This is a genomic window from Georgenia faecalis, assembly GCF_003710105.1.
GTDB classification, from domain to species: Bacteria; Actinomycetota; Actinomycetes; order Actinomycetales; family Actinomycetaceae; genus Georgenia_A; species Georgenia_A faecalis.
On record NZ_CP033325.1, the window covers coordinates 2,661,459 to 2,684,804 of the forward strand.

Genomic DNA, 23,346 nt, shown 5'->3' on the forward strand with positions numbered 1-23,346 from the left:
GGTGTCAGGCCGCGCAGCCGGGCAGGGAGTCCCCCTCGCCGGCCGCGATGGCCTCGACGGCGTCCCGGGCCTGGGCGAGGGTGTCCACCGCGACCACCTGCAGCCCGTCGGGGACGTGCCCGACGACGGACGCGCAGTTCTCCACCGGCGCGAGGAACCACTCGGCACCGTCCCGCCGCGCACCGGCGAGCTTCTGCTCGATGCCGCCGATCGGTCCGACGTCACCGTCCAGGCTGATCGTGCCGGTCCCGGCGATGTCCTCGCCGCCGGTGAGCGGACCCGGCGTGAGGACGTCGATGATGCCGAGGGCGAACATCAGCCCGGCGCTCGGCCCGCCGATCTGCTCGATGGCGACCTCGACGTCCACGGGGAGGTCGACGTCGGGGGCGATGAGCACGCCGAGCAGGCTGCCGCCGTTCCCGTCGTCTCCCGTGACGACGTCGAGCTCGAGCTCCTCGCCCCCGCGCAGGACGCTGAGCCGCACGGGGGTCCCCGGCGGCGTGTCCGCGAGGACGTCGGAGAGCGCGTCGAACGACGGCACGTCGGTCGGCTCGCCCCCCTCGAGGGTGATCGCCTGGACGACGTCGTCCGGTTCGACGATGCCGGCCGAGGCGCTGTCCTCGGGCACCGAGGCGACGGTGAGGACGGCCGGGACGTCGTACCCCAGCTCGGTGAGGGCCGCGACGGAGGCGTTCGTCTGGGAGGACGTCATCTGCGCCGTCGACTCCTCGGCCACCTCCTCCTCCGTCTGCTCCGGCTCGTAGACCGCCTCGCGCGGCACGACGGTGCGCACCGGGGAGAGCCACCCGCGCAGGACGTCCCCCACCGTGGCGGGGTACCCGGGCCCGCCGACCACGGAGACGGTGGTGAGCCGGAGCTCGCCCTCGGTCGGGTACGTCTCGGCGCCCTCGACGGTGATCATCGGGGTGCCGTCGACCTCCCCCAGCGTGTTGACCGTCGGACCGGGGCTCTGGACGGCGTAGGGCGCCGGGACGAGCAGCATGACGAGGACGAGGACGAACGTCACGACGCTGGCGACGACGGCGGTGACCATCCGGGGCGAGACGGACGCCGGACGCTCCTCGGCGGTGGGCGGCCCGGCGACGTCGTCGAACGAGGCGACCGGCAGGGTGGGGTGGCGCAGCTTCGGCACCGGCACATCATGACCTACCTGCCTCGGCCCTGCCGCGCCCACGGCGCCCCCCGCGCCCCGGGTCCCGCTGGGCGGTTACGGTGGGAGTCCCCGGGAGACGTCAGGAGCACGGCAATGAGCGAGGTACCGGGTCGCCACGGCGACGCGAACGAGGGCTGGGAGGCGCTGCTGCGCTCCATGATGGGTCCGGAGGCGGCCGAGGAGGCCATGCGCGCCATGCGCGAGTCCGGCCTCGACCCGGACGCCATGGCGCGGGCGGCCGGCCTGCCGCAGGACCCCGCCCAGCTGGCGATGATGCTCGCCCAGATGCAGCAGGTCCTCGCTGCGGGCGGCGACGCCCCGGTGAACTGGAGCCTCGCGCACGACGTCGCCCACCAGGTGGTCCGCGCGGCCGGCGACCCGACCGTCTCGGCCGCCCAGTCCGCCGAGGTCACCTCCGCCCTCCAGGTCGCCGACCTCTGGCTCGACGCCGCCACCGAGCTCGGCCCGAGCGGCGGTTTCAAGCGCGCCTGGAGCCGCACCGACTGGGTCGAGCAGACCCTGCCCACGTGGAAGCGCCTCGCCGAGCCGGTCGCGTCGTCCGTCGTCGCCGCCCTGGAGTCGACCCTCACCGACCGCGCCGGCGAGCTCGAGCTGTCCGAGCTCGGTCAGCCGTTCGGCGTGGAGATGGGCTCGGCCGGCGGGGTCATCCGCCAGCTCGGCGGCGCCGTGTTCGGCATGCAGGTCGGCCAGGCGGTGGGGACCCTCGCGGGCGAGGCGTTCGGCGCCTCCGACACCGGCCTGCCCCTCGTCGAGGGACCGGACTGCGCGCTCGTACCGGCCAACGTCGCGGCCTTCAGCGAGGGCCTCGACGCCCCGCCGGAGGAGGTGCGGCTCTTCCTCGCCGTCCGCGAGGTGGCGCACGCCCGGCTGTTCGCCCACGTCCCGTGGCTGCGCTCGCACCTCCTCGGCACCGTCGAGGCGTACGCCCGGGAGATCACCATCGACACCGAGGCGATGGAGGAGGCGGTGCGCTCCATCGACCCCTCGGACCCGGAGTCGCTACGCGAGGCCCTGTCCGGTGGCGTCTTCGCGCTCGAGCAGAGCCCGGCCCAGAAGGCCGCGCTCGTGCGCCTGGAGACGGCGCTCGCGCTCGTCGAGGGCTGGGTGGAGGAGGTGAGTGCGCAGGCCGTCGCCGCGCACCTGCCCCACGCGGTCCCGCTGCGGGAGATGGTCCGACGCCGCCGAGCGGCGGGCGGCCCCGCCGAGCAGACGTTCGCCACTCTCGTCGGCCTCGAGCTGCGCCCGCGGCGGCTGCGCGAGGCCGCGACGCTGTGGGAGAGCCTGGGCCGCCAGCGCGGGCCCGAGGCGCGCGACGCGCTCTGGTCCCACCCCGACCTCATGCCCTCGGCCGAGGAGCTCGACGACCCGCAGGGCTTCGTCTCCGGCCGCGATGCCGCGGCCGTGGCCGACGAGGAGGTCGACGCCGCCCTGGCGAGCCTGCTCGACGACGCCGGGATCGGTGGCACCGATGGGTCCGACGAGACCGACGAGACCGACGAGACCGACGGCGGGAACGTGACCCCTGACGAGCCCGACGGCGGGAACGCGAACCCCGACGACGCGCGCGGCTGAGCCCGCAGGCCGCGGCTAGGCGGAGACGGCAGCCGCGGCTGGCCCGACCCGGCGGCCGCGGCTAGCCGACCCGGCGGCCGCTAGGCGGACCGGGCGTCCTCGTCCGCTACCGCGGCGCGCTGCTCGGCATGGACGACCCCCTCGAGGAAGCCGCGGGCCCGCTCGGTGTGCGGGTAGCCGGCGAGCAGGGCCCAGAAGCGCGGGCCGTGGCCGCCGACGAGCAGGTGCGCCAGCTCGTGGAGGAGGACGTACTCGAGGACCCACGCCGGCATGCCCTGGAGGTGGTGAGAGAGCCGGATGGTGCCGGTCGCGGGGGTGCACGAGCCCCAGCGCCGCCCCTGGTTGGTCACCCACGAGACCGACTCCGGCCGAGCACGGCCGCCGAGGTACTGGGCGGAGAGCTGCTCGGCGAGCTGCGCGAGCGCGTCGTCCGAGGGCCGTCGACGTCGCTCGGCGCGCTGGAGCCGGGCGACCATGCGGTCCACCCACTCGCGCTCCTGCGCGGGCGTGAACCGGTCGGGGATCGCGACGACGGCCCGCCCGCCCTCGTAGAAGGCGGAGACGGTCTTCGTGCGCCGGCGGCTCCGGCGGACCTCGATCTCGTGCACGACGCCCAACCTACCCGCGGCCCCCGACACCGCCCGGGACCGTGAGATCCACAGCCTGGGGACCGCCCCACCGCTCCCGCGCCGCACCGTGCGAGGGTGCGCGTGGGAGGCGCGATGCGGGTACGACCGGGACTGAGCGTGCTGTGGCGGCGCGAGGGCGAGAGCCAGGTGGGCACCGACCCACGGTGCGCCGTCGTCGTCGAAGGGCTGGCACCGGCCGAGCAGCGGCTCCTCGACCAGCTCGAGCACGAGCGGACCACCGTCGAGCTGCTGAGCCTGGGCCGCAGCGCCGGGGTCCCCGCGAGCCGGGTCCGCACCCTGGTCCGGCTGCTCGACCAGGCCGGCGTGCTGGACCACCAGCCGGTGTCCGTACGCGAGGACGCCGACGTCGACCACTGGACCCGCGCCGGGAACGACGGCGCCCGGCTCCTCGCGCGCCGGGCCCGGGCCGTCGTCGCGGTGCACGGGCTCGGTCGCCTGGGGATGACGCTCGCCTCCGCCCTCGCCGCGGCGGGCGTCGGCACGGTGCTCACCGACGGTCCCGGGGCCGTGCGCCGGGACGAGGTGGGGGCGGGCGGGTACCTCCTCGCCGACGTCGGGAACCCTCGGCGGGAACGGGCGCCCGCGGCCCTGCGGGCGACCTACCCGGCGCTGCGCACGTCGGCGCCGCGCGGGACCCGGCCGGACGTCGTCGTCCTCGTCGACCAGGACGTCGCGGACCCCGCCCGGACGCGCCCGCTCCTGCGCGAGGACGTGGTGCACCTCAACGTCCTCGTGCGCGAGCTCGACGTCGTCGTCGGCCCGCTCGTGCGTCCCGGCCACGGGCCGTGCCTGCGGTGCCTCGACCTCCACCGCCGGGACGCGGACCCCTGCTGGCCGGCGATCGCCACCCAGCTCCTCGGGTCCCGGGACCGCGGTGTCGAGGCGTCCCTCGCCCAGGCCGGCGCCGCGACAGCGCTGGGTCAGGTCCTCGCTGCCCTCGACGGACGGCCCGTCGCCGTGGACGGGGCGAGCCTCGAGCTCGGGCCGTCCACGGCGGTGCCGACCGTGCGGCGCTGGTCGGTGCACCCGGCCTGCGGGTGCACCGACCTAGTGCCGCTGGAGCAGGCGCCGGCGGGACACGGCCGTCACGGCGGCGGCGCCCAGCGCGAGGAGGACGACCATGGCCGCGAGCCCCGTCCCGAGCCCTCCGACGCCGGTGCCGGGTAGGTCGTCACCCCCGGGACCGCCGCGCGTGGGGGCGCCGCCCCCGGGCGGCGGGTCGCTCGGCGCTCCGGACGGCCCACCCGACGGCGGGTCGCTCGGCGCTCCGGACGGCCCACCCGACGGCGGGTCGGTCGGCGCCCCGGACGGCCCGCCCGACGGTGGGTCGGTGGGGTTGCCGCTCGGCGGGTCGGTGGGGTTGCCGCTGGGCGGGTCCGTCGGATCGGTCGGCGGGTCCGTCGGGTCCGTTGGCGGGTCCGTCGGCGGGTCCGTCGGGTCCGTTGGCGGGTCCGTCGGATCGGTCGGCGGGTCCGTCGGGTCCGTTGGCGGGTCCGTCGGATCGGTCGGCGGGTCCGTCGGGTCCGTTGGCGGGTCCGTCGGGTCCGTGGGCGGGTCCGTCGGGTCGGTGGGCGGGTCCGTCGGGTCCGTGGGCGGGTCGGTCGGCACCTCGACGTCCGCGATGGACCACACGTCGGCGATCGAGGGGTCCCAGCCCTGCCCCGTGTCGTCGAAGCGCATGCGGACCGTGCCGTCGGCCGTGGCCGCGGACGGCTCGACGAGGAACTGGTACGTCACCGACCCTGTCCCGCCGGCCGTGCGCCGGTGGGCGCGCACGTGCACGGGCTCGCCGTCGAAGGACATCGTGTAGTCCTTGAGCTGGGCCTGGTCATAGGTCTCGATGAGGCGCACGAGGAACGGCTCGTCCGTCGGCACCTCGAGGTCGAACTCGAACCAGCCGCCGGGCACCGCGGTGTTGGTGTACCGGCGGGTGAGGCCGGCCTCCATCGAGATCCCCGAGGCCGCGGACGCGGTGAGCTCGTGGTCCTCCTCGGAGGCGGTGACGCCGAGGTCGACGTGGTCGAGGAACTCCTCGGGCGGGGTGTCGACGGCCACCTCCACCTCGACGGTGCGGCGCTCCTCCTCCCCCGCCCCGGCGGCGACGACGAGCGCCGCCGGCCCCTCGGTGACGCCGAGCGGGACCCGGACTCGGATCGTGACGTCCACGTCCTCGCCCGCCCCCACCTCGACCTCGCGCGCCGCCGGCGCGGTCCAGCCGGCGGGCATGACCACCTCGACGCTCCGCCGGACGTCGACGCCCGCGTCGTTGTGGAGGGTCGCGGTGATCTCGGTGAGCTCACCGGGAGTCAGCTCGGCGGGGGACGCCGCGGCGGCGACCACCCGGACGGCGGTGTCCACCGGCACGTCCGCGGACACCGGCAGGGCGGCGGTGCCGGTGCCGTGGCGGTAGGACACCGCACCGGTCACGGTCGCGGGGCCCGACGGGGTGTCGGCACCGACGACCAGGTCGTAGCGGACCGTGACGGTCCCGCCGGCCGGCACCGAGCCCGGGACGTCGCCGACGGGGCGGATCTCCCAGCCCTCGGGCGCGACGAGGGCGACCGTCAGGCCTGCGAGCGCGGTGTCCCCGGTGTTCGTCACGATGACCTCGCCTCGCACCGTCTCGCCGGGCATCACCGCCTCGTCCGGCAGGTCGAGGCGGGCCGTGACGCCGAGGACGGCCGCCGAGGCCGCCGAGAGGTGCCCGGCGATGACCCCGAGGGCTTCGACGATCTCGGCCGCGGCCTCGGGCTGGACGTCGTCGTCGCCCTGCTCCCCGACCCAGGCGACGAGCTCGGCGAGCGTCGCCAGGGCGTCGTGGATGTGATCGGCGGCCTCGTCGGAGCCGTCGAGGTAGGCGGCGCGCGCGTCGGGGATGGTCCGGGCGACCGCCCGGAGCTCGGCCCGCAGGTGGGCGGCCGCGTCCTCGGACACCGCGCCGTCGTCGAGGAGCTCGCCGATGCGGGCCGCGAGCGCCTCGACGGCGGCCGCGGCGCGGTCCAGCGGGTCGAGGACGGGGTCGACGGCGAACCGGTAGGAGCCCGACCCCACGCGGTAGACGACGTCGCCGTCGGCCACCTCGACGAAGGTCACGCCCTCGGCCTCCTCGGCCGGGATACCGCCCTCGGTGATGGAGAACCGGTTGTCGTGGGGCACCCGCACCGTGGCGGTCGTCCCGGCGGGCACCTCCACCTCGAGGACGATGCCCCCGGGGCCGGTCTCCCACGCGCTGCGGACGGTGCCGTAGCGGGTCTCGTGGGTGAAGTCGACGCGGTCGATCCCCGGGCCGGGCTCGGGGGCCACGAGGATGGAGCGGTAGCCAGGCTCGAGCGCCGAGACGCCCGCCATCGTCCGGTACATCCACTCCCCCACGGCCCCGTAGGCGTAGTGGTTGAAGGAGTTCATGTCGACGGGGCCGAAGCTGCCGTCCGGCATGATCGAGTTCCACCGCTCCCAGATCGTCGTGGCGCCGTGGCCGATCTCGTAGCCCCACGAGGGGTAGTCGGTGTTCTGCAGCAGCCGGTAGGCGACGTCGGTGCGCCCGATCTCGGTGAGCGCGGGCAGCAGGCCGTCGACGCCGAGGAACCCGGTCGACAGGTGCCAGTCGCGCCGCTCGATCGTCTCGATGAACTGGTCCGCGAGGGCGTCGCGGCGGTCCGCGGGGACCAGGTCGTTGGTGATGGTGAGGATGTACGCCGTCTGGCTGTCGCCCCGCACGCTGCCGTCGGCCGCGACGAAGGTGGCGATGTACGCGGCGCGGACGTCCTCGTAGAGCTGGGCGTAGCGCTCGGCGATCTCGTCCTCGCCGATCGCGGCGGCCATCTGGGAGAGCTGCCGCGCGCTCTTGGCGACGAACGCGGTGTCGACGACCTCCACGGGGGTGTTGTCGTCGAGGTTGAGCCAGTCGTTGTACCCGCCGACGGCGCGGATGCCGCCCGTCGAGCTGGCGTCGAGGTAGTCGACGTACCGGGTCATCATGTCGAGGTTCTCGCGGATGACGGCGGTGTCGCCGTAGGCCTGCCACATGGTCCACGGGACGTTGACGCCGGCGTCCATCCAGCCGGCCGGGCCGTACCCGCCGTCGAACACCCCGGGCACGATGGGGGCGATACCGGGCAGGGCGCCGTCGGCGCGCTGCGTGTCGCGCAGGTCCTGCAGCCACTTGGCGAGGAACGCCTGGGCGTCCATGTTGTACACGGCGGTGCGGGCGAAGACGTTGATGTCGCCGGTCCAGCCGAGCCGCTCGTCGCGGGCGGGGGTGTCGGTGGGGACGGAGAGGAAGTTCCCGCGCATGCCCCAGACGATGTTGCTCTGCAGCTGGTCGACGAGGGTCGAGCTGGTGTCGAGCTCGCTGACGAGGTCACCGTCGGTGCCCATGACGACCCCGACGACGTCGGCCGCGTCGGGGCGCTCGGGCACGCCGGAGACCTCCACGTACCGGAAGCCGTGGAAGGTGAACTCCGGGGAGTAGGTGAGCGGGCCGCCACCGGCGAGGGTCACGTAGTCCGTGGCCCGCGCGCTGCGGAGGTTGGCGGTGTACATCGTGCCGTCGGTGTTGAGCACCTCCGCGTGCCTCAGCCGCACGGTGTCCCCGGCGTCGCCGTCGAGGGTGACGCGGACCTTGCCGACCATGTTCTGGCCGAGGTCGTAGATCCACGTGCCGGGCGTCGGCGAGGAGAGGTAGGTGGCGGAGAGCTCCTGCGTGACGCGTACGGGCTGGTCGGTCTGCGGCTCGAGCTGCGCGGTGGCCGAGGGGCGGACGACGACGGGCCTCCAGCCGGCGTCGTCGAACCCTGGGGCGTCCCAGCCCGCGAGCTCGGCCGCGCGCCGGGCGTCGTAGGACTCCCCGTGGAGGAGGTCGGCGGCGGTGCGCGGCCCGCCGGTGGTGCGCCACGTGCCGTCGGTGGTCACCACCCGCGTGGTGCCGTCGGCGAGGGTGAGGTGGAGCTCGGCGACGACGGAGGTGTCGGTCCCGTAGCGGTTCGGGCCGAACATGCCGACGCTGCCGGCGTACCAGCCGTCGGCGACCTCGGCGCCGAGCACGTTCTCGCCGTCGCGGACGAGGTCGGTGACGTCGTAGGTCTGGTGCTGGATGCGGGTGCGGTAGTCGGTCCAGCCCGGCGCGAGCTCGTGGTCGCCGACGGGGGCGCCGTTGAGGCGCAGCTCGTAGATCCCCCGCGCCGCGGCGTAGACCCGGGCCGAGACGACGTCGGACGCGGTGAACTCGGTGCGCAGCAGCGGGACGGGGTCGGGCACGGTGAGCCAGGCCTCGGCGTTGCCGGTGACGAGGAGGCCGCCGTCGGTGACGGTGCCGGCACGGAAGAGCGTCTCGCCGCCGTCCTCGAAGTCCTCGTCGACGAGGACGGTGCCGTCGGCGGAGGTGACCGTGATGTCGTGGACGAGGCCCCGCTCGGGGCCGCTCGTGCGGAAGCCCATGATGCCGGGGGCGCTGTGCGCGCCGTGGGTGCGGGTGTCGATGACGGTGCCGTCGACGCGGGTGGTGATGGTGGCGCCCGCGACGGTGATCTCGTAGTCGTGCGGGGCGACCCAGTCGAACCCGGCGGGGAACGGCGCCGGGGGGAGGACCGCGAAGGCACCGCCCGTCTTCACGTGCGGGCGCAGGGTGCCCTCCGCCTCGCTCAGCTGCCACATGTAGGCGTTGTCGTCGGTGCGGCCGCGCAGGTAGACCCCGAGCGCACCATCGATGCCCGAGGCGGTGAACGCGATGGTGTAGTCCGCCCACTCCTGGCCGACCGCGCGCGGGTCCACGCCGCCGACCCAGTCCGCGGTCCAGTCTGCCGGGGAGAGCAGGCCGGTCTCGAACGAGGCGGGCTCGCTCCACTCCGAGACCTCGCCCGTGTCGTCCCACACCCGCACCTGCCAGTGCACCCGGGTGCCGGACGCGAGGGCCGGTCCCTGCCAGAGGACGTCGACCTGCTGGTCGGAGGCCACCCGGCCGCTCGACCACAGGTCCGGCTCGGCGAGACCCTCGAGGCTCGAGGCGGCGCGCACCTCGTAGGCGGCCTGGGTGACCCCGCGACGCCCCGAGTCGAGCTGCCAGCTGAGCCGCGGCGCGTCGCCGTCGATGCCCAGCGGGTCCTCGAGCCCGTCGACGAGGAGGCGGTCCACCGTCGTCGTCGACGCCGCGGCGGCGACGTCAGGGGCGGCACCGGCCGCCGGAGCGAGCGCGGGCACGAGCAGGGCGGCCCCGACGGCGGCCGCGAGCAGCCGGCGGTGGGGTGGACGAGCGGTGCTACGACGCATCGGTGGTCTCCTGACCGCGCTGCAGTGCGTGGTACCGGCCCTCGCGGGCCCCCGGATGCTTGAACCGATTCAATACCCGGCCGAACGCAACGCCATTGAGGTTCGTGATGGCGGGGACGCTAGCACCGGCCCGCCGGGACGACAAGGAGTTCCCGAGGAGCCATTGGTCGACGGCGCCGGGTCACGACGACGGCCCGCGGGACCCGCACGGGTGGCGGGCCCTCGCGGGCCGGGGAGGCCGGACTCAGCCGACGTCCCGCTTCGGCGGGCGGCCGCGGCCCCGCTTGCGGGGGACGACCCGGCCCTCGAGGAACACCTCGCCGCCCCAGACGCCCCACGGCTCGGACCGGGCGATCGCCCCGGCGAGGCAGCTCGCCCGCAGGGGGCAGGGTCCGCACAGGGCCTTGGCGCGCTCGACGTCGGCCGTCCGCTCGGCAAACCAGAGGTCGGCCTCCGCGGCGCTCTGGCAGGGCAGGGGCGCGAGGACGTCCTCCGCGCGGACGTCGTCGTCGCGGAGGGGCCACGCCAGGGACGAGCCCTGGGGGACGTGGTCGAGAAGGGTGGTGAGCTGCACGAGGGTTCTCCGTGAGTGGCCGGGACGGGGGCGGCCGGCGGATCGGGCTCGGAGAACGAGACCGGGACCGCGGGCCTGTCGGCGCCGCGGTCGGGAGGGAACCTACGTGGTTCTACCTGGTCCGGGCCGGGGCGCCGTCGGGCTTGCCGGTAGGCGCGGTGCGAGGGCGTGCCTGCGTGACGGAGACTCCGAAGCAGGACAGGGCAACGCGAACGCCGCGCGCGGCGGCTGCCGCCATGCGGCTGGCAGTGTTGATCACTTCGGTCACCTCCTTCGGCTGTGGCGGGCTGCGGTGCTGGCTAGGCACACCCGGGTCGATCACGGTCGTCGGGCAGCCTATGACCGGCACTCAGAGCCGGGCAAGGTATTTTCGGGCAAACTTTTTACGCAGGCTGGCGCGCGGACTTTTCCGCGTCAGTCCGCGGGTGCCTCGACGACGACGTCCTCGCCCCGGATGACGGCGAGCACCTGGGGACCGTAGGCCTCGAGCTTCGCCGCACCGATGCCGCGCAGCACCCCGAGCTGGCGCAGCTCCTTGGGGCGCGCCGTGGCGATCGCCGTGAGCGTGGTGTCGTGGAGGACGGTGTAGGCGGGCTTGCCCGTGGCGGTGGCCACCTGCTCCCGCCACGTCCGCAGGCGCTCGAAGAGCTCGGCGTCGGCCGGGCTGTCCTCGGCCAGCAGCGCGCGCTCCCGGGCGCGGTCCCGGCGCGGGCGGGCCGCGGCGCCCTCACGGGGCCAGATGCCGTCGAGGAAGCGCGAGGGCTTGCGGCCGGCGCGCCCGCCGACCGTCCGGGCCCGGCCGTAGGAGATCATCAGGTGCTCACGCGCCCGGGTGATCCCCACGTAGAGCAGCCGCCGCTCCTCGGCGATGGCGTCCTCGCCCTCGGCGAGGGAGATGGGAAGCAGCCCCTCGCTCACCCCGGCGAGGAAGACGGCGTCCCACTCGAGCCCCTTGGCGGCGTGCAGCGAGGCGAGGGTGACGCCCTCGACGGTCGGCGCGTGCTGCGCGGCCGCCCGCTCCTCGAGCTCGGCGATGAGGCCGGCCATGTCGGCCTGGCGGGTGGCCGCCAGCTGGTCGGCGAGCGCGACGAGCGATTGCAGGGACTCCCAGCGCTCGCGCACCGCGCCGCGCGCGGTCGGCGCCTCGGGGGCCCAGCCCGCCGCGGCGAGGACGTCGCGGACCACCTCGGGCATCGGGGCGTCACCGGCGGAGCGGACTGCCCCGCGGAGCAGGGCCACGGCCTCGCGCACCTCGCGGCGGGAGAAGAACCGCTCGCCGCCGCGCACGAGGTAGCCGATCCCGGCCTCGGCGAGCGCCTGCTCCAGCGCCTCCGCCTGCCCGTTGGTGCGGTAGAGCACCGCGATCTCGCTGCGCGGCACGCCGTCGGCCTCGAGCGCCGCGATCCGGGCCGCGATGCCGCGGGCCTCGGCGACGTCGTCGTCGAAGGCCTCGAACCGGGCCGCAGGGCCGGAGGGCCGCTGGGCGACGAGCTCGACGGCGGCCGAGGAGCGGTGCCGCCCCGCCTTGGCGAGCACCTGGTTGGCCAGGCTCACCACCTGCGGCGTGGACCGGTAGTCCCGCACCAGGCGGACGACGCGCGCGTCCCGGTAGCGCGAGGGGAAGTCGGTGAGGAACGCCGGGGTGGCGCCGGTGAAGGAGTAGATCGTCTGGGACACGTCGCCGACGACGCAGATCTCCCGGCGGTCGCCGAGCCACAGGTCGAGGAGCCGCTGCTGGAGCGGGGAGACGTCCTGGTACTCGTCGACGACGAAGTGGCGGTACTGGCGGCGCACCTCGGCGGCGACGTCGTCGCGCTCGGAGAGGATGCCCACCATGAGGAGCAGGACGTCCTCGAAGTCGATGACGCCGCGCTCGGACTTCACGTCCTCGTAGACGCTGAGCAGGCGGGCCACCGTCGACAGGTCGTAGCCCGCCGCGCCCTCGCGCCCCTCCTTCGTCGCGCGGGTCGTGTACTCCTCGGCGGTGACGAGGCTGACCTTGGCCCACTCGATCTCCGCGGCGAGGTCGCGCACGGCGACCCGGTCGACCCCGAGGCCGAGCCGGCCGCCCGCCTCGGCGACGAGCCCCGCCTTGTGCTCCTGGATCCGGGGCACGCCCCCGCCGATGGCGCTCGGCCAGAAGTAGGACAGCTGGCGCAGCGCTGCCGCGTGGAAGGTCCGGGCCTGGACGCCGGGGATGCCGAGGTCCCGCAGCCGCGAGCGCATCTCCCCCGCGGCGCGCGCGGTGAACGTCACGGCGAGCACGGTCGGGGCGGCGTAGGCGCCGGTCCGCACCCCGTGGGCGATCCGGTAGGTGATGGCCCGGGTCTTGCCCGTGCCCGCACCGGCGAGGACGCACAGCGGCCCGGTGAGCGAGAGGGCCACCGCCCGCTGGTCGTCGTCGAGGGCGGCGAGCAGCTCCTCGCTGCTGCGCGGGGCGGGGCCGGGCACGTTGCTGGTCATCGCCCCCAGTCTCCCAGGCGTCACCGACACCGGCGCGCACCACCAGCACCTGTGGGGTGATGATGGGGTGACCGACCGACGACCGAGAGGACCTGACGTGAGCGTGACGACACCGGCCGAGGGCACCATCACGATGTACTCGACGACCTGGTGCGGCTACTGCCGCCGGCTGAAGAAGCAGCTCGACGGCGCGGGCATCGCGTTCACCGAGGTGAACATCGAGGAGGACCCCCAGGCGGCGAGCTACGTCGAGGAGGTCAACGGCGGCAACCAGACCGTTCCGACCGTCGTGTTCCCCGACGGCTCCGCGGCGACGAACCCCTCGCTCGCGGACGTCAAGGAGCGCCTGGCCCGCTGACGCTCGGCCCGCTCAGCGCCCCGGCCCGCTCGGCGCTCAGCCGAGCGGGCCGCCGAACCAGTCCTCGATGAGCGCGCGGGCGATGGACGACCCGGAGGGCAGACGGATCCGCCCCGCGGCGACGTCGTCCGCCAGCTCCGCCCGCGTGACGAAGCGTGCCTCGGCGATCTCCACGCCGTCCACCCGGATGTCGGTGCCGGCCCCGGGCGCCACGCGGGCGGCGAACCCCACCATGAGCGAGCACGGGAACGGCCACGGCTGGCTGCCCCGGTACTCGAGCCCGCCCACCGCGATGCCGGTCTCCTCGGCGACCTCCCGGCGCACCGCCGCCTCGAGCGACTCCCCCGGCTCGACGTAGCCGGCAAGGGTGGAGAACCGCCCGGGTGGCCAGTGCGCCGCGTGGGCGAGGAGCAGCCGGTCGGCGTCGTCGGTCACCGCCATGATCACCGCCGCGTCGGTGCGGGGGTAGTGGACGGAGTGGTCGACGACGCAGCGGCGCACCCAGCCGGCGTCGCCCACCTCCATCGCGCCGCCGCACCGGGGGCAGCGGGGGTTGCGCGCGTGCCACGCGGCCAGGGCCACCGCCGTGGTCGCCAGCCCGGCGTCCCGGTCCCCCAGCCGGTCACCGACGTCGCGCAGCGACGTGAACGTGCGGGCCGCCGCGAGCTCGACGAGGGCGGCGTCGGTGTCCACCGGGGCGCCGTCGAGGTCCCGCTCGGAGCCCAGCGTCTCGGGCAGGACGAGGGCGACGTACGCCGCGCCGGAGTCCCGGCCGAGGTAGAGGGCATCCCCCGGCGCCCACGAGACCGGCGGCAGGTCGCCGGGCGCGAGGAGGTCGAGCGCCTCGCCCGCCGTGGCGACGAGGCCACGGTGGACGAGGGCGACGCGGGTGGTGGGGGCGGCGGCGAGCTCGTCGAGCAGGCCGGGGCGCACGCGCCCGTCGGCATCGACGTCGACGGCGGACCGGGCGAGAGGGAGGTCGAGCACGCCCACACGGTAGGCCCGCCCGCCGGCCGGTGGCGCGGCGGAGGGGCTAGTCAGCCCCAGGGACGCGCGGCCGCTGCGGGCGCGAATCGTGGCTCGCCGGGGCGGGCACCGCGCATCGGGCCCGCGGCGGCCGTACGGTGTAGGGCGTGCCCAGATCGCCGCTCGCGCTTGCCGCCCTCGCGACGGCCGCCGTGCCCGGTCTCGACGTCGTCGCCACCCAGTCCCCCCAGTACACGACCGCGGACTTCGCCGTCGCCGGCCTGCTCGACTCGGGCGGACGCCGCTGGGTGGTGCGCTGCCCCCTCCACCCGGCCGCCGGAGCCTCGCTCGAAGGCGAGGTCGCGCTGCTGGAGCGCCTGGCCCCGCTCACCGAGGCCGGCGCGCTTCCCTTCGACGTCCCCCGGCCCGAGGGATTCGCCCCGCTCACCGAGGGCGGGCGCGCCATGGTGTACCGCCAGCTGCCCGGGCGCCGGCTCGACCTCGAGCACCTCGGCGCGGGCCCCGGCCTGGCCGCCGACCTCGGGCGCGCGCTCGCCGCGATCCACGAGCTGCCCACCGCGCTCGTCGCGGACGCCGGCCTGCCCGTCTACGACGCCGAGGCGTACCGGCTCCGGCGCCTGACCGAGGTGGACGAGGCGGCCCGGACCGGCCACGTCCCGCCCGCGCTGCTGCAGCGGTGGGAGCGGGCCCTCGAGGACGTCGCGTTGTGGCGGTTCCGGGCGACCCCGGTGCACGGCGACCTCACCGAGGAGCACGTGCTCGTCGCCGGCGGCGAGCTCGCGGCGGTGCTCAGCTGGTCCGAGGCGCACGTGGGTGACCCCGCCGAGGACCTCGCATGGATCCTCGCGACGGCGCCGGCCGAGTGCCTCGACACCGTCGAGGAGGCGTACGCCCTGGCCCGCGCCGAGCACGCCGACTCCCACCTCATGGACCGCGCGCTCCTCGTGAGCGAGCTGGCGCTGGCGCGCTGGCTCCTCCACGGCGTGCGCTCCGGCGAGGAGGCGGTGGTCCGCGACGCCGTCGCCATGCTCGCCACCCTCGCCCGGCAGACCGCCGACGAGCCGCCCATCGGGTTCCGCGAGCCCGTGGTCGTCGACGGGCGCGAGGCGTCCTGGTCCGACGCGGACGACGACGCCGAGGGGTACGCCGGCGTCGAGGACGGCCTCGCCGAGGCGAGTGCCGCGCCACCGCCGGTGCCCGACGCGGGGCTGCCGGAGGCGGGCGCGGTGCCCGAGCAGAGTGCGTCCGACCAGGACGCGCCCCGTCCGACCGACCGGGGCGACGCCGAACCGGCCGACGCAGCCGGCTCGCCCGAGGCGACTCCGGGGACGGACGGGACCGGCGAGCCCGGCGCGGCGGCGGTGACCGACGCGGGCGCCCCCTCGGGGACCCGCCCGGCCGACGCGGGCCGCACGCTGCCCCGCGGCGCTGACGACGACGCGGACCGCACCGAGGAGTTCACGGCGATCGAGGACACCGGCGACCGGCCCTGAGCCGACCCGTTGCCTCGCGCAGGCCGCCGGGTGGAGACTTCAGGTCCCCACCCGGAGAGGACGCCACCATGGCCGACTGGACCCCCGAGGAGCTGACCCGCATCGGCGACGCGGAGGAGCTGGAGATCTCCTCCCGGCGCCCGGACGGCACGCTGCGGCCCTACGTCACCATCTGGGTGGTGCGGGTGGACGACGATCTGTACGTGCGCTCCGCCTACGGCGCGACCAACCCCTGGTACCGCCGGGCGCGGGAGAGTGGCTCCGGGAGCGTCCGCGCCGGCGGCCTGGAACGCGAGGTGACGTTCGGCGACGCCGACCCCGGCCGGTCGCAGGACATCGACGCGGCCTACCACGCGAAGTACGACCGGCACGGGCCGGCGATCGTCGGCACCGTCGTCGGCCCCGAGGTGGCGCCCCTGACGATCCGGCTGGAGCCCGCGCTCAGCTGAGGAGGGCCCCAGGGGCCGCGCCCACGACGACGGTCGCCCCGGTCGCGCCGTCGGCCACCACGCGGGGGTGCAGGCCGGCCGCGGCGACGGCGGCGAGGAGGTCCGCCGACTGGCGCTCACTCGCCTCGACGAGGAGGCGGCCGCCCGGCGCCAGCCAGCGCGGCGCCCCCGCGACGACGCGGCGGAGCACGGCGAGCCCGTCGGCGCCGCCGTCGAGGGCGAGGGCCGGCTCGTGCTCGCGCGCCTCGGGCGGCAGGAGCCCCAGGTCGGCCGTGGGCACGTAGGGGGCGTTCGCCAAGAGGACGTCGACCCGGCCGCGCAGGTGCCCGGGCAGCGGGTCGTAGAGGTCGCCCTCGTGCGCGTGCGCCGCGGGCAGGTTGACCCGGGCGCACCGCAGGGCGGCGGGATCCAGGTCGGCGACGTGGACCTCGGCGCCCGGCCACCGGTGCAGCACCGCGGCGGCGACGGCTCCGGACCCGCAGCACAGCTCGACGACGACGGGTGGGCCCGCGCCGGGCGGCGGCACCGCGACCGCCTCGCGCACGAGGAGCTCGGTGCGGCGGCGCGGGACGAAGACCCCCGCCCCCACCCGGATCCGCAGCCCGGCGAAGGAGGCCCAGCCGAGGACGTGCTCGAGCGGCTCCCCCGCGGTGCGCCGGGCGACCAGCGTGCCCAGGTCCCCGCCCGCGGCCGCGGCCGCCAGCAGGAGCGCCGCCTCCTCCTCGGCGAAGACGCACCCGGCGCTCCGGAGGGTGGCGACGACGTCGGTGCGGGCGGACCGCGCGGCGGTGGGGTCAGCCATGCCCCGCAGCCTGGACCGTGGCCCGCGCGCGCACCACCTGTGTTCTCACCGCACGGGGGCGGGGTTCAGCCGCCCGCCCGGGTGATGGCGGCGGTCACCCGCTCGGTGAGCGTCTCCTCGTCGAGGTCTCCGGCGCGCACGGTGAGGTCGTGCCCGACGTAGTAGAACGCGGCCCGCACCTCCGCGAGCGGCCGGCCGCTGTGCCGGGCCCACGCGAGACGGTAGAGCGCGAGCTGGATCTCCCGCTCGGCGAGCACGGCCTTGTCCCGGGGCGGCGTCCCGGTCTTCCAGTCGACGACGTCCACGCCCTGGCCGTCGTCGAAGACGGCGTCGATCCGGCAGCGCACCACGGTGCCGGCGACGGGCGTCTCGACGTCGACCTCGACCGCGACGGGCACGCGCTGCGCCCACGGGGACGCGCTGAACGTCGCCTGGAGGCGGGTGAGCTCGGCGTCCTCCCCCGCCTCGCCGGCGTCGGTGAGGTCCGCGAGGTCGAGGAGGGTCGCGGCGGCGTAGTACCGCTCCACCCAGGCGTGGAACCGCGTGCCCAGCTCGGCCTGCTCGCTGGGGGCGGCGGGGACGGGACGACGGCGCTCGAGCGCGAAGGCCCGCGGGTCCCGGACGAGGCCGACCATCGCCGAGGCGGACAGGTGCGCCCCGAGCGGGACGTCCAGCCCCGCGGAGAGGGACTCGGTCCGCTCGGCGAGGAGGAGCTCGGCGTCCCGGAGCCACCGCCGGGCCTCGGGGTCGGCGACGTCGGTCGGCGCCGGCACCGCCATCCCGGCGCGCTCCCGCACGGCGGCTGCCGCCGCCTCGAGCCGGCCCCGCCGCGCACCCACCGGGTCCTGCGGCCACGCCACCTCGATGACGGCGTCGAGACTGGGGTTGGTGGCGTCGGCCTCCGGCTCGTCCGCCCAGGTGAGCTCGGTGACCAGGCCCGCCCGGCGCGGCTCGAGGAGGAACCGGGAGGGGACGAGCGCCTTCTTGCCGGTGCGGAACCAGGACCCGGTGAGCAGGAGCGTGCTCCGGGCCCGGGTGAGCGCGACGTAGGCGAGGCGCCGCTCCTCGGCGACGGCGTGCGCCCCCGCGGCACGGCGGAAGGCCTTGACCTCCTCCTCCATGTCCTTGTGGGTCTGTGGCGCGTCGACGTCGAGGTGCGGCAGCGTCGCGGCGTCCCCACGCAGGGGGTAGGGCAGCTCGCGCCGGCTGGTGAGCCACGCGGTGGCCCGCACCGCGCCGTCGGGCCGGGGGACGCCGTCGTAGGAGGGGAACTGGGTCTCGACCAGCCCGGCGACGGCGACGACGTCCCACTCGAGCCCCTTGGCGGCGTGGACAGTGAGGACCTGGACGGCCCCCGGCTCCGGCTCGGCGTCAAACCGCTCGAGGCCGCGCTCGCGCTGCTCGGCGGCGTCGAGCCAGGCGAGGAACGCCCCCAGCGTGGGCACCTCCGCGTCCGAGGCGAAGCCGCTGGCGACGTCGACGATGGCGTCGAGGTTGGCGCGCGCCCGGGCGGGGACGACGTCGGCGCGGGCGGCCACCTCGATGTCGAGCCCGAGGACGGCGATGGTCTGGGCGAGCAGCTCGGGCAGCGAGAGGTAGGTGAGGGAGCGCACGTGGCGCAGGACGTCGCGGACGGCGGTGACCCGCCGGGCGCCCTCGGCGCTGAGCGCGTGCCCGGCCGGGCCCCGCCAGCCGGCGGGCGGTGGGGTCTCCACGGCCTCGACGAGGCTCGCCTCGGCGCGCGCGTCGACGGCGCCGCCCTCGCGGGCGACGAGCACCCGGGCCCAGTCGGCGAGCGCGTGGAGGTCGGTGATGCCGAGGCGGCGCCCGGTGAGCATGCGCATGAGGGCGTCGCCGCGGGAGGCGTCGTGCGCGGCCTGGAGCGTGGCCCGCAGGTCGGCGACCTCGGGGGTGGCGAGCAGGCCACCGAGCCCGAGGACCTCCACGGGGATGCCCCGCTCGCGCAGCGCCGTGACGATCGGCGTGAACTGGGCGCGGGTGCGGCACAGCACCGCGGCCGTCTGCGTGGGGTCCCAGCGCTGGGCGAAGAAGTCGGCGACGAGCGCGGACTCCTCCTCGAGCGTCGTCGTCAGTGCGGTGAGCACCTCCCCCGCGCCGGCCCCGGGGCGCGGGGTGAGCTCGGGGACGGTGAGCTCGGGGACGGTGAGCTCGGGGACGGTGAGCTCGGGGACGGCGAGCTCGGGGACGTCCGCACCGGGCGCGGTGGCCTGCGGTGCGGGCACGACGCGCAGCGGCGCGGAGACCGCGTTCGCCGCCTCGAGGATGCGGACGTCGTTGCGCCACGACGTCGTGAGGAACGCGGTGCGCGAGGCCGTGCCGTCCGCCGTCGGGAACAGGCGGGGGAAGTCGGCGAGGGCGGCCGCGGAGGCCCCGCGCCAGCCGTAGATCGCCTGGTTGGGGTCCCCGACCGCGGTGACCGCGTGCCCGCCGCCGAAGAGGGCGGCGAGCAGGCGCAGCTGCGCGACGGAGGTGTCCTGGAACTCGTCGAGGAGGACCACGCGGTACCGCTCGCGCAGCCCCGCGCCCACCTCGGGGACCGACTCGGCGATCCGCGCCGCCAGCTGGACCTGGTCGCCGAAGTCGAGCAGCCCCCGCTCGCGCTTGGCCCGGGTGAAGGCGTCGACGACGTCGAGCAGGGCGGCCCGCTCCCGCAGCGCGGCAACGGTCTGCGCCACGGTGGCGTAGGGGGAGGTCTTGCGGCCCACGGGGTCCTTGCTCACGAGGACCTCGACGAGCGCGTCGATCTCCTCGCGGGCCTGCGCCGTGGTGAGCAGGTGCTCGTTGAGGGAGCCGGCGAGCGCGAGGACCGCCTCGGTGACGGCCGCGGGTGAGGCGTCGACGTCGAGGTCGGCGCGCCACCCGAGCACGAGGTCGGTGGCGAGCTGCCACGACCCCGCCTCGGTGATGAGCCGCGCATCGGGATCCATCCCCAGCCGGAGGGCGTGCTCGCGGGTGAGGTCGGCGGCGAAGGAGTTGTAGGTGGCGATGCTCGGCCGGTCGACGTCGACGCCCGGGTCGGCGCCCTCGGCGCGCGGGACCTCGATCCCGGCCGCGCGGAGCTGGCGCAGGCGCCGGCGGATCCGGTCGGCCAGCTCGGCCGCCGCCTTGCGCGTGAAGGTGAGGCCGAGGACGTCGGGTGCGGTGACGAGCCCGTTGGCGATGAGGTAGACGACCCGGGCGGCCATGGTCTCGGTCTTCCCGGAGCCGGCCCCGGCGACGACGAGCAGGGGCTGCGGGGGTGCCTCGATGACGGCCTGCTGCTCCGGCGTCGGCTCCGGCTGGCCGAGGAGCCGGGCGATCTCGGTGGCCCCGAGGAGCATGGTGGGCGTGCTCATGCGCTGGTGCGCCGTCCTTCCGACGTGGCGGGGCAGCTGGTCCGCACGGGGCAGGTGGGGCACGCGGGCCCGACCCGGGCGGTGAACGTCGCCCCCGCCATGGACTCGGCCGCCCGGGCGACGAGGTCGTGCGCCCAGGTAGGCTCCTCCGCCTCCGCGAGCGGCGCCTGGGTCCGCGTGGTGGCCTTGCCGGACCCGGTGCCCAGGTAGACCAGGCGCGCCCCGGCGCTGCGGGCGTCCTCGCCCAGGGCCCCCGCCTCGATGGCCACCTGGTAGGTGGCGAGCTGGGGGTTGGCCTGCCCCTCGGCGGCACTCACGGGGTTCTTCGAGGTCTTGAGGTCGACCACCCGCACGGCGGACGCGTCCCCGGGGACGTGCTCGACGCGGTCGATGCGACCGGCGAGGCGGGCCCGGCCGACGTCGACCCGGAACGGCACCTCGACGTCGACCTCCCCGGGGTGCGCGGCGAGGTAGGCGGCGAGGCGCTCGACCATCGCGTCCGCCTCGGCCCGGGTCCGCCGCCCGGCCCAGCCGTCGGGCACACCGAGCGTGCTCCAGCGGGCGTCGAGGGCGGCGCGCAGCTCCTCCACGCTGCCGCCGGGCAGCTCCGCGGCGATCTCGTGGACGAGGGTCCCCAGCGACTGGACGAGGGAGTCCTCGCCGCGGCCGCCGGCGGTCTCCAGGGCCCAGCGCAGGGGGCACGCCTCGGCCATGCCCACGCTCGAGGGGCTCACCGGGACCGGCTCGTCCTCGCCGCGCAGGGGCTCGGCCGTGGTGGGCGCCTCGAGCCCCGCCCACTCCCGCGGGTCCGCGCCCGCGACGCCGGTGCGGGCGAGGGAGGCGAGCAGGGTCGCCGCGACCGCGCGCCGTTCGCCCGCCTCCCCGTCGCCCGGACGGTCGAGCTCGGCGCGCAGCTCGGCGACGAGCCCGCGCAGGTCGAGGGCGGGCGGCACCTCGCGCACGAGGGTGGCCGACTCCGGCGACCCGGCGACGAGCTCGAGGAACGCCGAGGGCCGCTGGTCGAGGTCGAGGACGGCGGTGACGACGAGCCGGCGCCGCGCCCGGGTGAGGGCGACGGCGAGCATGCGCAGCTCGTCGTCGAGCACCTCCCGGCGGGCGACGGTGCGTTCGAGGGCGCCCTCACGGGCCGTGGACCGGTGCGCCTCGAGGTCGACGAGGAGACGCGAGCCGAGGAGCGAGTCCCGCAGGCGCAGGTCCGGCCACACGTCCTCCTGCAGCCCCGCGACGACGACGACGTCCCACTCCTCGCCGCTCGCGGCCGCCGGCGTGAGCACCTGCACCGCCTGGGTGCGCTGCGAGCGCGCGGCGAGGCTGTCCGCGGGCAGGTCCTGCGCGAGGACGTGCGCGAGGAACGCGCCCGGCCCGGCGCCCGTGTGCCGCTCGTCGAACTGCTCGGCGGCGCGGAAGAGCGCCATGAGCGCGTCGAGGTCGGCGTCGGCCCGGTCGGCGCCCGGACCGCCCGCGAGCGCCCGCTGCCGCCACGGCCCGGCGAGGCCGCTGGCGTGCCACAGCTCCCACAGCACCTCGCGCGCCCCCACCTGGGGGCGGCCCACCGCGGCGCGCCCGGCCGCGAGGATCCGGCTCACCCGCGCCGGGCCGGAGCGGTGCTGCGCGGGCAGCGCCTGGGCGAGCGTGGGGTCCATGAGGACGGCGACGACGGCGTCCTCCCCGTCCCCGATCTCCGCGGCGCGCAGGGCCCGGCGCAGCCCGCGCACGGAGACGGCGTCCATCCCGCCCAGCGGCGAGCACAGCAGCTCGACCGCCTCGGCGGCGCCGAGGTCCGCGACGACCGCCCGGAGCGCGGTGAGCAGCGGCCGGACGGCGGGCTCGGCGCGCAGGACGCCCTGGCCGGCGTCGGAGGAGACGGGGACGCCCCAGGTCGCCAGCCCGCGCCGCACCGTCCCCACCTGGGCGGTGGACCGCACGACGACCGCCATCCGGTCCCACGCCGTGCCGTGGTGCAGGTGCTCCTCGCGCAGCCGCCGTGCGACGAAGGCGACCTCCTGGGCGCCGCTGCCGAGGACGGCGGCCTCGACCCCGCCCGGCGCTGCCTCGTCCCCGTCCCCCGCCGGGCCCGGAACCGCCGGTCGCGCCGCGGCCGAGCGGTGCGCGGCGACACCCTGGGTGCCGATGCGGGCGGTCACCCGGCGGGCGACCTCCCGGAGCCGCTCGTCGCCGCGCCAGACGCGGGTGAGGTCCACCCGCCGGGCCCCGAAGCCCCCGACCGGGGCGTCGGTCTGCGCCGCCCCCACGAGAGCGGGCGTGCCGCCGCGGAACCCCTGGACGCCGGCGTCGGGGTCGCCGAGGAGGACGAGCTCGGCGCCGTCGTCGACGAGGACCCGCAGGAGCCGGGCGGTGGCGAGGGTGGAGTCCTGGTAGTCGTCGACCACGACGGTCCCCCAGCGGGGGCGGGGCAGCCCGGGCACGTCCTGCTCCCAGCGGCGCAGGGCGCTCGTCGCCTCGTCGATGATCCGGGCGGCGTCGTAGCGCGCCCCCCGGTCCGGCGTGAGGTCGCCCAGGGCGGTGACGGCCTCGTACTCGGCGAGGAGGCGGGCGGCGGCCTCCCAGTCGGGGCGGCCGTGCCGGCGGCCGCGCCGGGCCAGCTCGGCAGGGGTGAGCCCCAGCTCGGCGGCGCGCATGAGGAGGTCGCGCAGCTCGGCCCGGAACGCCGGCTGGACGAGCGTGTCCGCGCTGATCGTCGACGGCCAGCCGATGGACGCGCCGAGTCCGTCGAGGTGGCCGGCGATGAGCTCGGCAAGCACGGCGTCCTGCTCGGGGCCGGTGATGAGGGTCGGCGGCGGCTCGTGCAGCTCGGCGGCGCGCAGGCGCAGGACGGCGTGGGCGAAGGAGGCCGGGGTGCGCACGACGACGTCCGCGCTCGTGGCCGCGAGGCGGGCCGCGACGACGTCGCGCACCCGGGCGGCCCCGCGGCGGGTGGGCACGAGCAGCACGCTCGGCCCGCCGACCCCGCGCTCGTGCCGGGCGAGGAAGGTCTCCACCGCCGTCGTCGACTTGCCGGTCCCCGGGGCGCCGACGACGAGGAGGTGCCCGGTGCCCGCGGGCGTGCCCACGACGGCGGCCTGCGCCTCGTCGAGCCGCGGCGGCGCCGGCGCCGGCGCGGGCCGACGCAGGCGGAGGCGGGTGCCGGTGGAGTCGAGCATG

At 76.5% G+C, this 23,346-nt stretch carries 14 protein-coding genes; 5 read left to right on the top strand and 9 right to left on the bottom strand.

The window, feature by feature from the left end; all coding sequences use genetic code 11:
* Positions 1-4: 4 nt before the first annotated feature.
* Positions 5-1,153: a YlbL family protein gene (locus EBO36_RS11665; RefSeq protein ID WP_241236880.1), complete on the bottom strand. Its 1,149-nt coding sequence runs from the start codon at positions 1,151-1,153 to the stop codon at positions 5-7.
* 114 nt (positions 1,154-1,267) lie between these two features.
* Here EBO36_RS11665 and EBO36_RS11670 point away from each other — a divergent pair, with 114 nt between their 5' ends.
* The gene (locus EBO36_RS11670) at positions 1,268-2,767 is read left to right on the top strand and encodes a zinc-dependent metalloprotease (RefSeq protein ID WP_122824774.1); all 1,500 of its coding nucleotides are present in this window, start codon (positions 1,268-1,270) and stop codon (positions 2,765-2,767) included.
* Between the two features lie 80 nt (positions 2,768-2,847).
* Here the strand turns inward: EBO36_RS11670 and EBO36_RS11675 are convergent, their stop codons facing one another.
* Positions 2,848-3,366 carry a M48 metallopeptidase family protein gene (locus EBO36_RS11675; RefSeq protein WP_122825638.1) on the bottom strand — a complete coding sequence of 173 codons (519 nt, stop codon included), beginning with the start codon at positions 3,364-3,366 and terminating at the stop codon, positions 2,848-2,850.
* Between the two features lie 123 nt (positions 3,367-3,489).
* Here EBO36_RS11675 and EBO36_RS11680 point away from each other — a divergent pair, with 123 nt between their 5' ends.
* Positions 3,490-4,584, top strand: coding sequence for a thiamine biosynthesis protein ThiF (locus EBO36_RS11680; RefSeq protein ID WP_164471458.1), 1,095 nt, complete (start codon positions 3,490-3,492; stop codon positions 4,582-4,584).
* On the opposite strand, the gene EBO36_RS15910 is transcribed toward EBO36_RS11680, so the two are convergent.
* From EBO36_RS15910 to EBO36_RS11700, 3 genes are all read right to left on the bottom strand, one after another.
* Positions 4,465-9,681 carry a family 78 glycoside hydrolase catalytic domain gene (locus tag EBO36_RS15910; RefSeq protein WP_222928718.1) on the bottom strand — a complete coding sequence of 1,739 codons (5,217 nt, stop codon included), beginning with the start codon at positions 9,679-9,681 and terminating at the stop codon, positions 4,465-4,467. The two genes, EBO36_RS11680 and EBO36_RS15910, sit on opposite strands and share 120 nt — an antisense overlap.
* 244 nt (positions 9,682-9,925) lie before the next feature.
* On the bottom strand, positions 9,926-10,210 hold the full coding sequence (locus EBO36_RS11695) for a WhiB family transcriptional regulator (RefSeq protein ID WP_465253903.1): 285 nt from the start codon (positions 10,208-10,210) through the stop codon (positions 9,926-9,928).
* A 459-nt stretch (positions 10,211-10,669) separates the two neighbouring features.
* The gene (locus EBO36_RS11700; RefSeq protein WP_122824777.1) at positions 10,670-12,718 is read right to left on the bottom strand and encodes an ATP-dependent helicase; all 2,049 of its coding nucleotides are present in this window, start codon (positions 12,716-12,718) and stop codon (positions 10,670-10,672) included.
* A gap of 133 nt (positions 12,719-12,851) precedes the next feature.
* Here EBO36_RS11700 and EBO36_RS11705 point away from each other — a divergent pair, with 133 nt between their 5' ends.
* Entirely contained in the window at positions 12,852-13,076 is a 225-nt protein-coding gene (locus EBO36_RS11705; protein WP_122825639.1) for a mycoredoxin, read from the top strand.
* Between the two features lie 36 nt (positions 13,077-13,112).
* Here the strand turns inward: EBO36_RS11705 and nudC are convergent, their stop codons facing one another.
* A complete protein-coding gene (nudC, locus tag EBO36_RS11710) occupies positions 13,113-14,069 on the bottom strand; it encodes an NAD(+) diphosphatase (protein WP_222928719.1) in 957 nt (318 codons plus the stop codon).
* A gap of 140 nt (positions 14,070-14,209) precedes the next feature.
* On the opposite strand from nudC, the gene EBO36_RS11715 reads away from it, so the two are divergent.
* Together EBO36_RS11715 and EBO36_RS11720 are read left to right on the top strand one after the other, a co-directional pair.
* Positions 14,210-15,556 (top strand): phosphotransferase, encoded by a 1,347-nt coding sequence (locus EBO36_RS11715; RefSeq protein ID WP_122824779.1) that lies wholly within the window; start codon positions 14,210-14,212, stop codon positions 15,554-15,556.
* A 68-nt stretch (positions 15,557-15,624) separates the two neighbouring features.
* Complete coding sequence (locus tag EBO36_RS11720) at positions 15,625-16,005, top strand: DUF2255 family protein (RefSeq protein WP_122824780.1); 381 nt, start codon at positions 15,625-15,627, stop codon at positions 16,003-16,005.
* Here the strand turns inward: EBO36_RS11720 and EBO36_RS11725 are convergent.
* From EBO36_RS11725 to EBO36_RS11735, 3 genes are all read right to left on the bottom strand, one after another.
* Positions 15,998-16,807 carry a putative protein N(5)-glutamine methyltransferase gene (locus tag EBO36_RS11725; protein WP_122824781.1) on the bottom strand — a complete coding sequence of 270 codons (810 nt, stop codon included), beginning with the start codon at positions 16,805-16,807 and terminating at the stop codon, positions 15,998-16,000. The two genes, EBO36_RS11720 and EBO36_RS11725, sit on opposite strands and share 8 nt — an antisense overlap.
* Positions 16,808-16,872: 65 nt before the next feature.
* The gene (locus EBO36_RS11730) at positions 16,873-20,163 is read right to left on the bottom strand and encodes an ATP-dependent helicase (RefSeq protein WP_122825640.1); all 3,291 of its coding nucleotides are present in this window, start codon (positions 20,161-20,163) and stop codon (positions 16,873-16,875) included.
* Positions 20,160-23,345 carry an ATP-dependent helicase gene (locus EBO36_RS11735; protein WP_122824782.1) on the bottom strand — a complete coding sequence of 1,062 codons (3,186 nt, stop codon included), beginning with the start codon at positions 23,343-23,345 and terminating at the stop codon, positions 20,160-20,162. The genes EBO36_RS11730 and EBO36_RS11735 overlap by 4 nt, the downstream gene beginning before the upstream one ends.
* Position 23,346 lies beyond the last annotated feature (1 nt).

Excerpts from the sequence above, each read along its gene's own strand:
- EBO36_RS11680 (WP_164471458.1), top strand. The coding sequence starts at position 3,490 with ATGCGGGTACGACCGGGACTGAGCGTGCTGTGGCGGCGCGAGGGCGAG.
- EBO36_RS11725 (WP_122824781.1), bottom strand. The coding sequence starts at position 16,807 with ATGGCTGACCCCACCGCCGCGCGGTCCGCCCGCACCGACGTCGTCGCC.
- EBO36_RS11700 (WP_122824777.1), bottom strand. The coding sequence starts at position 12,718 with ATGACCAGCAACGTGCCCGGCCCCGCCCCGCGCAGCAGCGAGGAGCTG.
- EBO36_RS11705 (WP_122825639.1), top strand. The coding sequence starts at position 12,852 with ATGTACTCGACGACCTGGTGCGGCTACTGCCGCCGGCTGAAGAAGCAG.
- EBO36_RS11730 (WP_122825640.1), bottom strand. The coding sequence starts at position 20,163 with ATGAGCACGCCCACCATGCTCCTCGGGGCCACCGAGATCGCCCGGCTC.
- EBO36_RS11670 (WP_122824774.1), top strand. The coding sequence starts at position 1,268 with ATGAGCGAGGTACCGGGTCGCCACGGCGACGCGAACGAGGGCTGGGAG.
- EBO36_RS11735 (WP_122824782.1), bottom strand. The coding sequence starts at position 23,345 with ATGCTCGACTCCACCGGCACCCGCCTCCGCCTGCGTCGGCCCGCGCCG.
- EBO36_RS11720 (WP_122824780.1), top strand. The coding sequence starts at position 15,625 with ATGGCCGACTGGACCCCCGAGGAGCTGACCCGCATCGGCGACGCGGAG.
- EBO36_RS15910 (WP_222928718.1), bottom strand. The coding sequence starts at position 9,681 with ATGCGTCGTAGCACCGCTCGTCCACCCCACCGCCGGCTGCTCGCGGCC.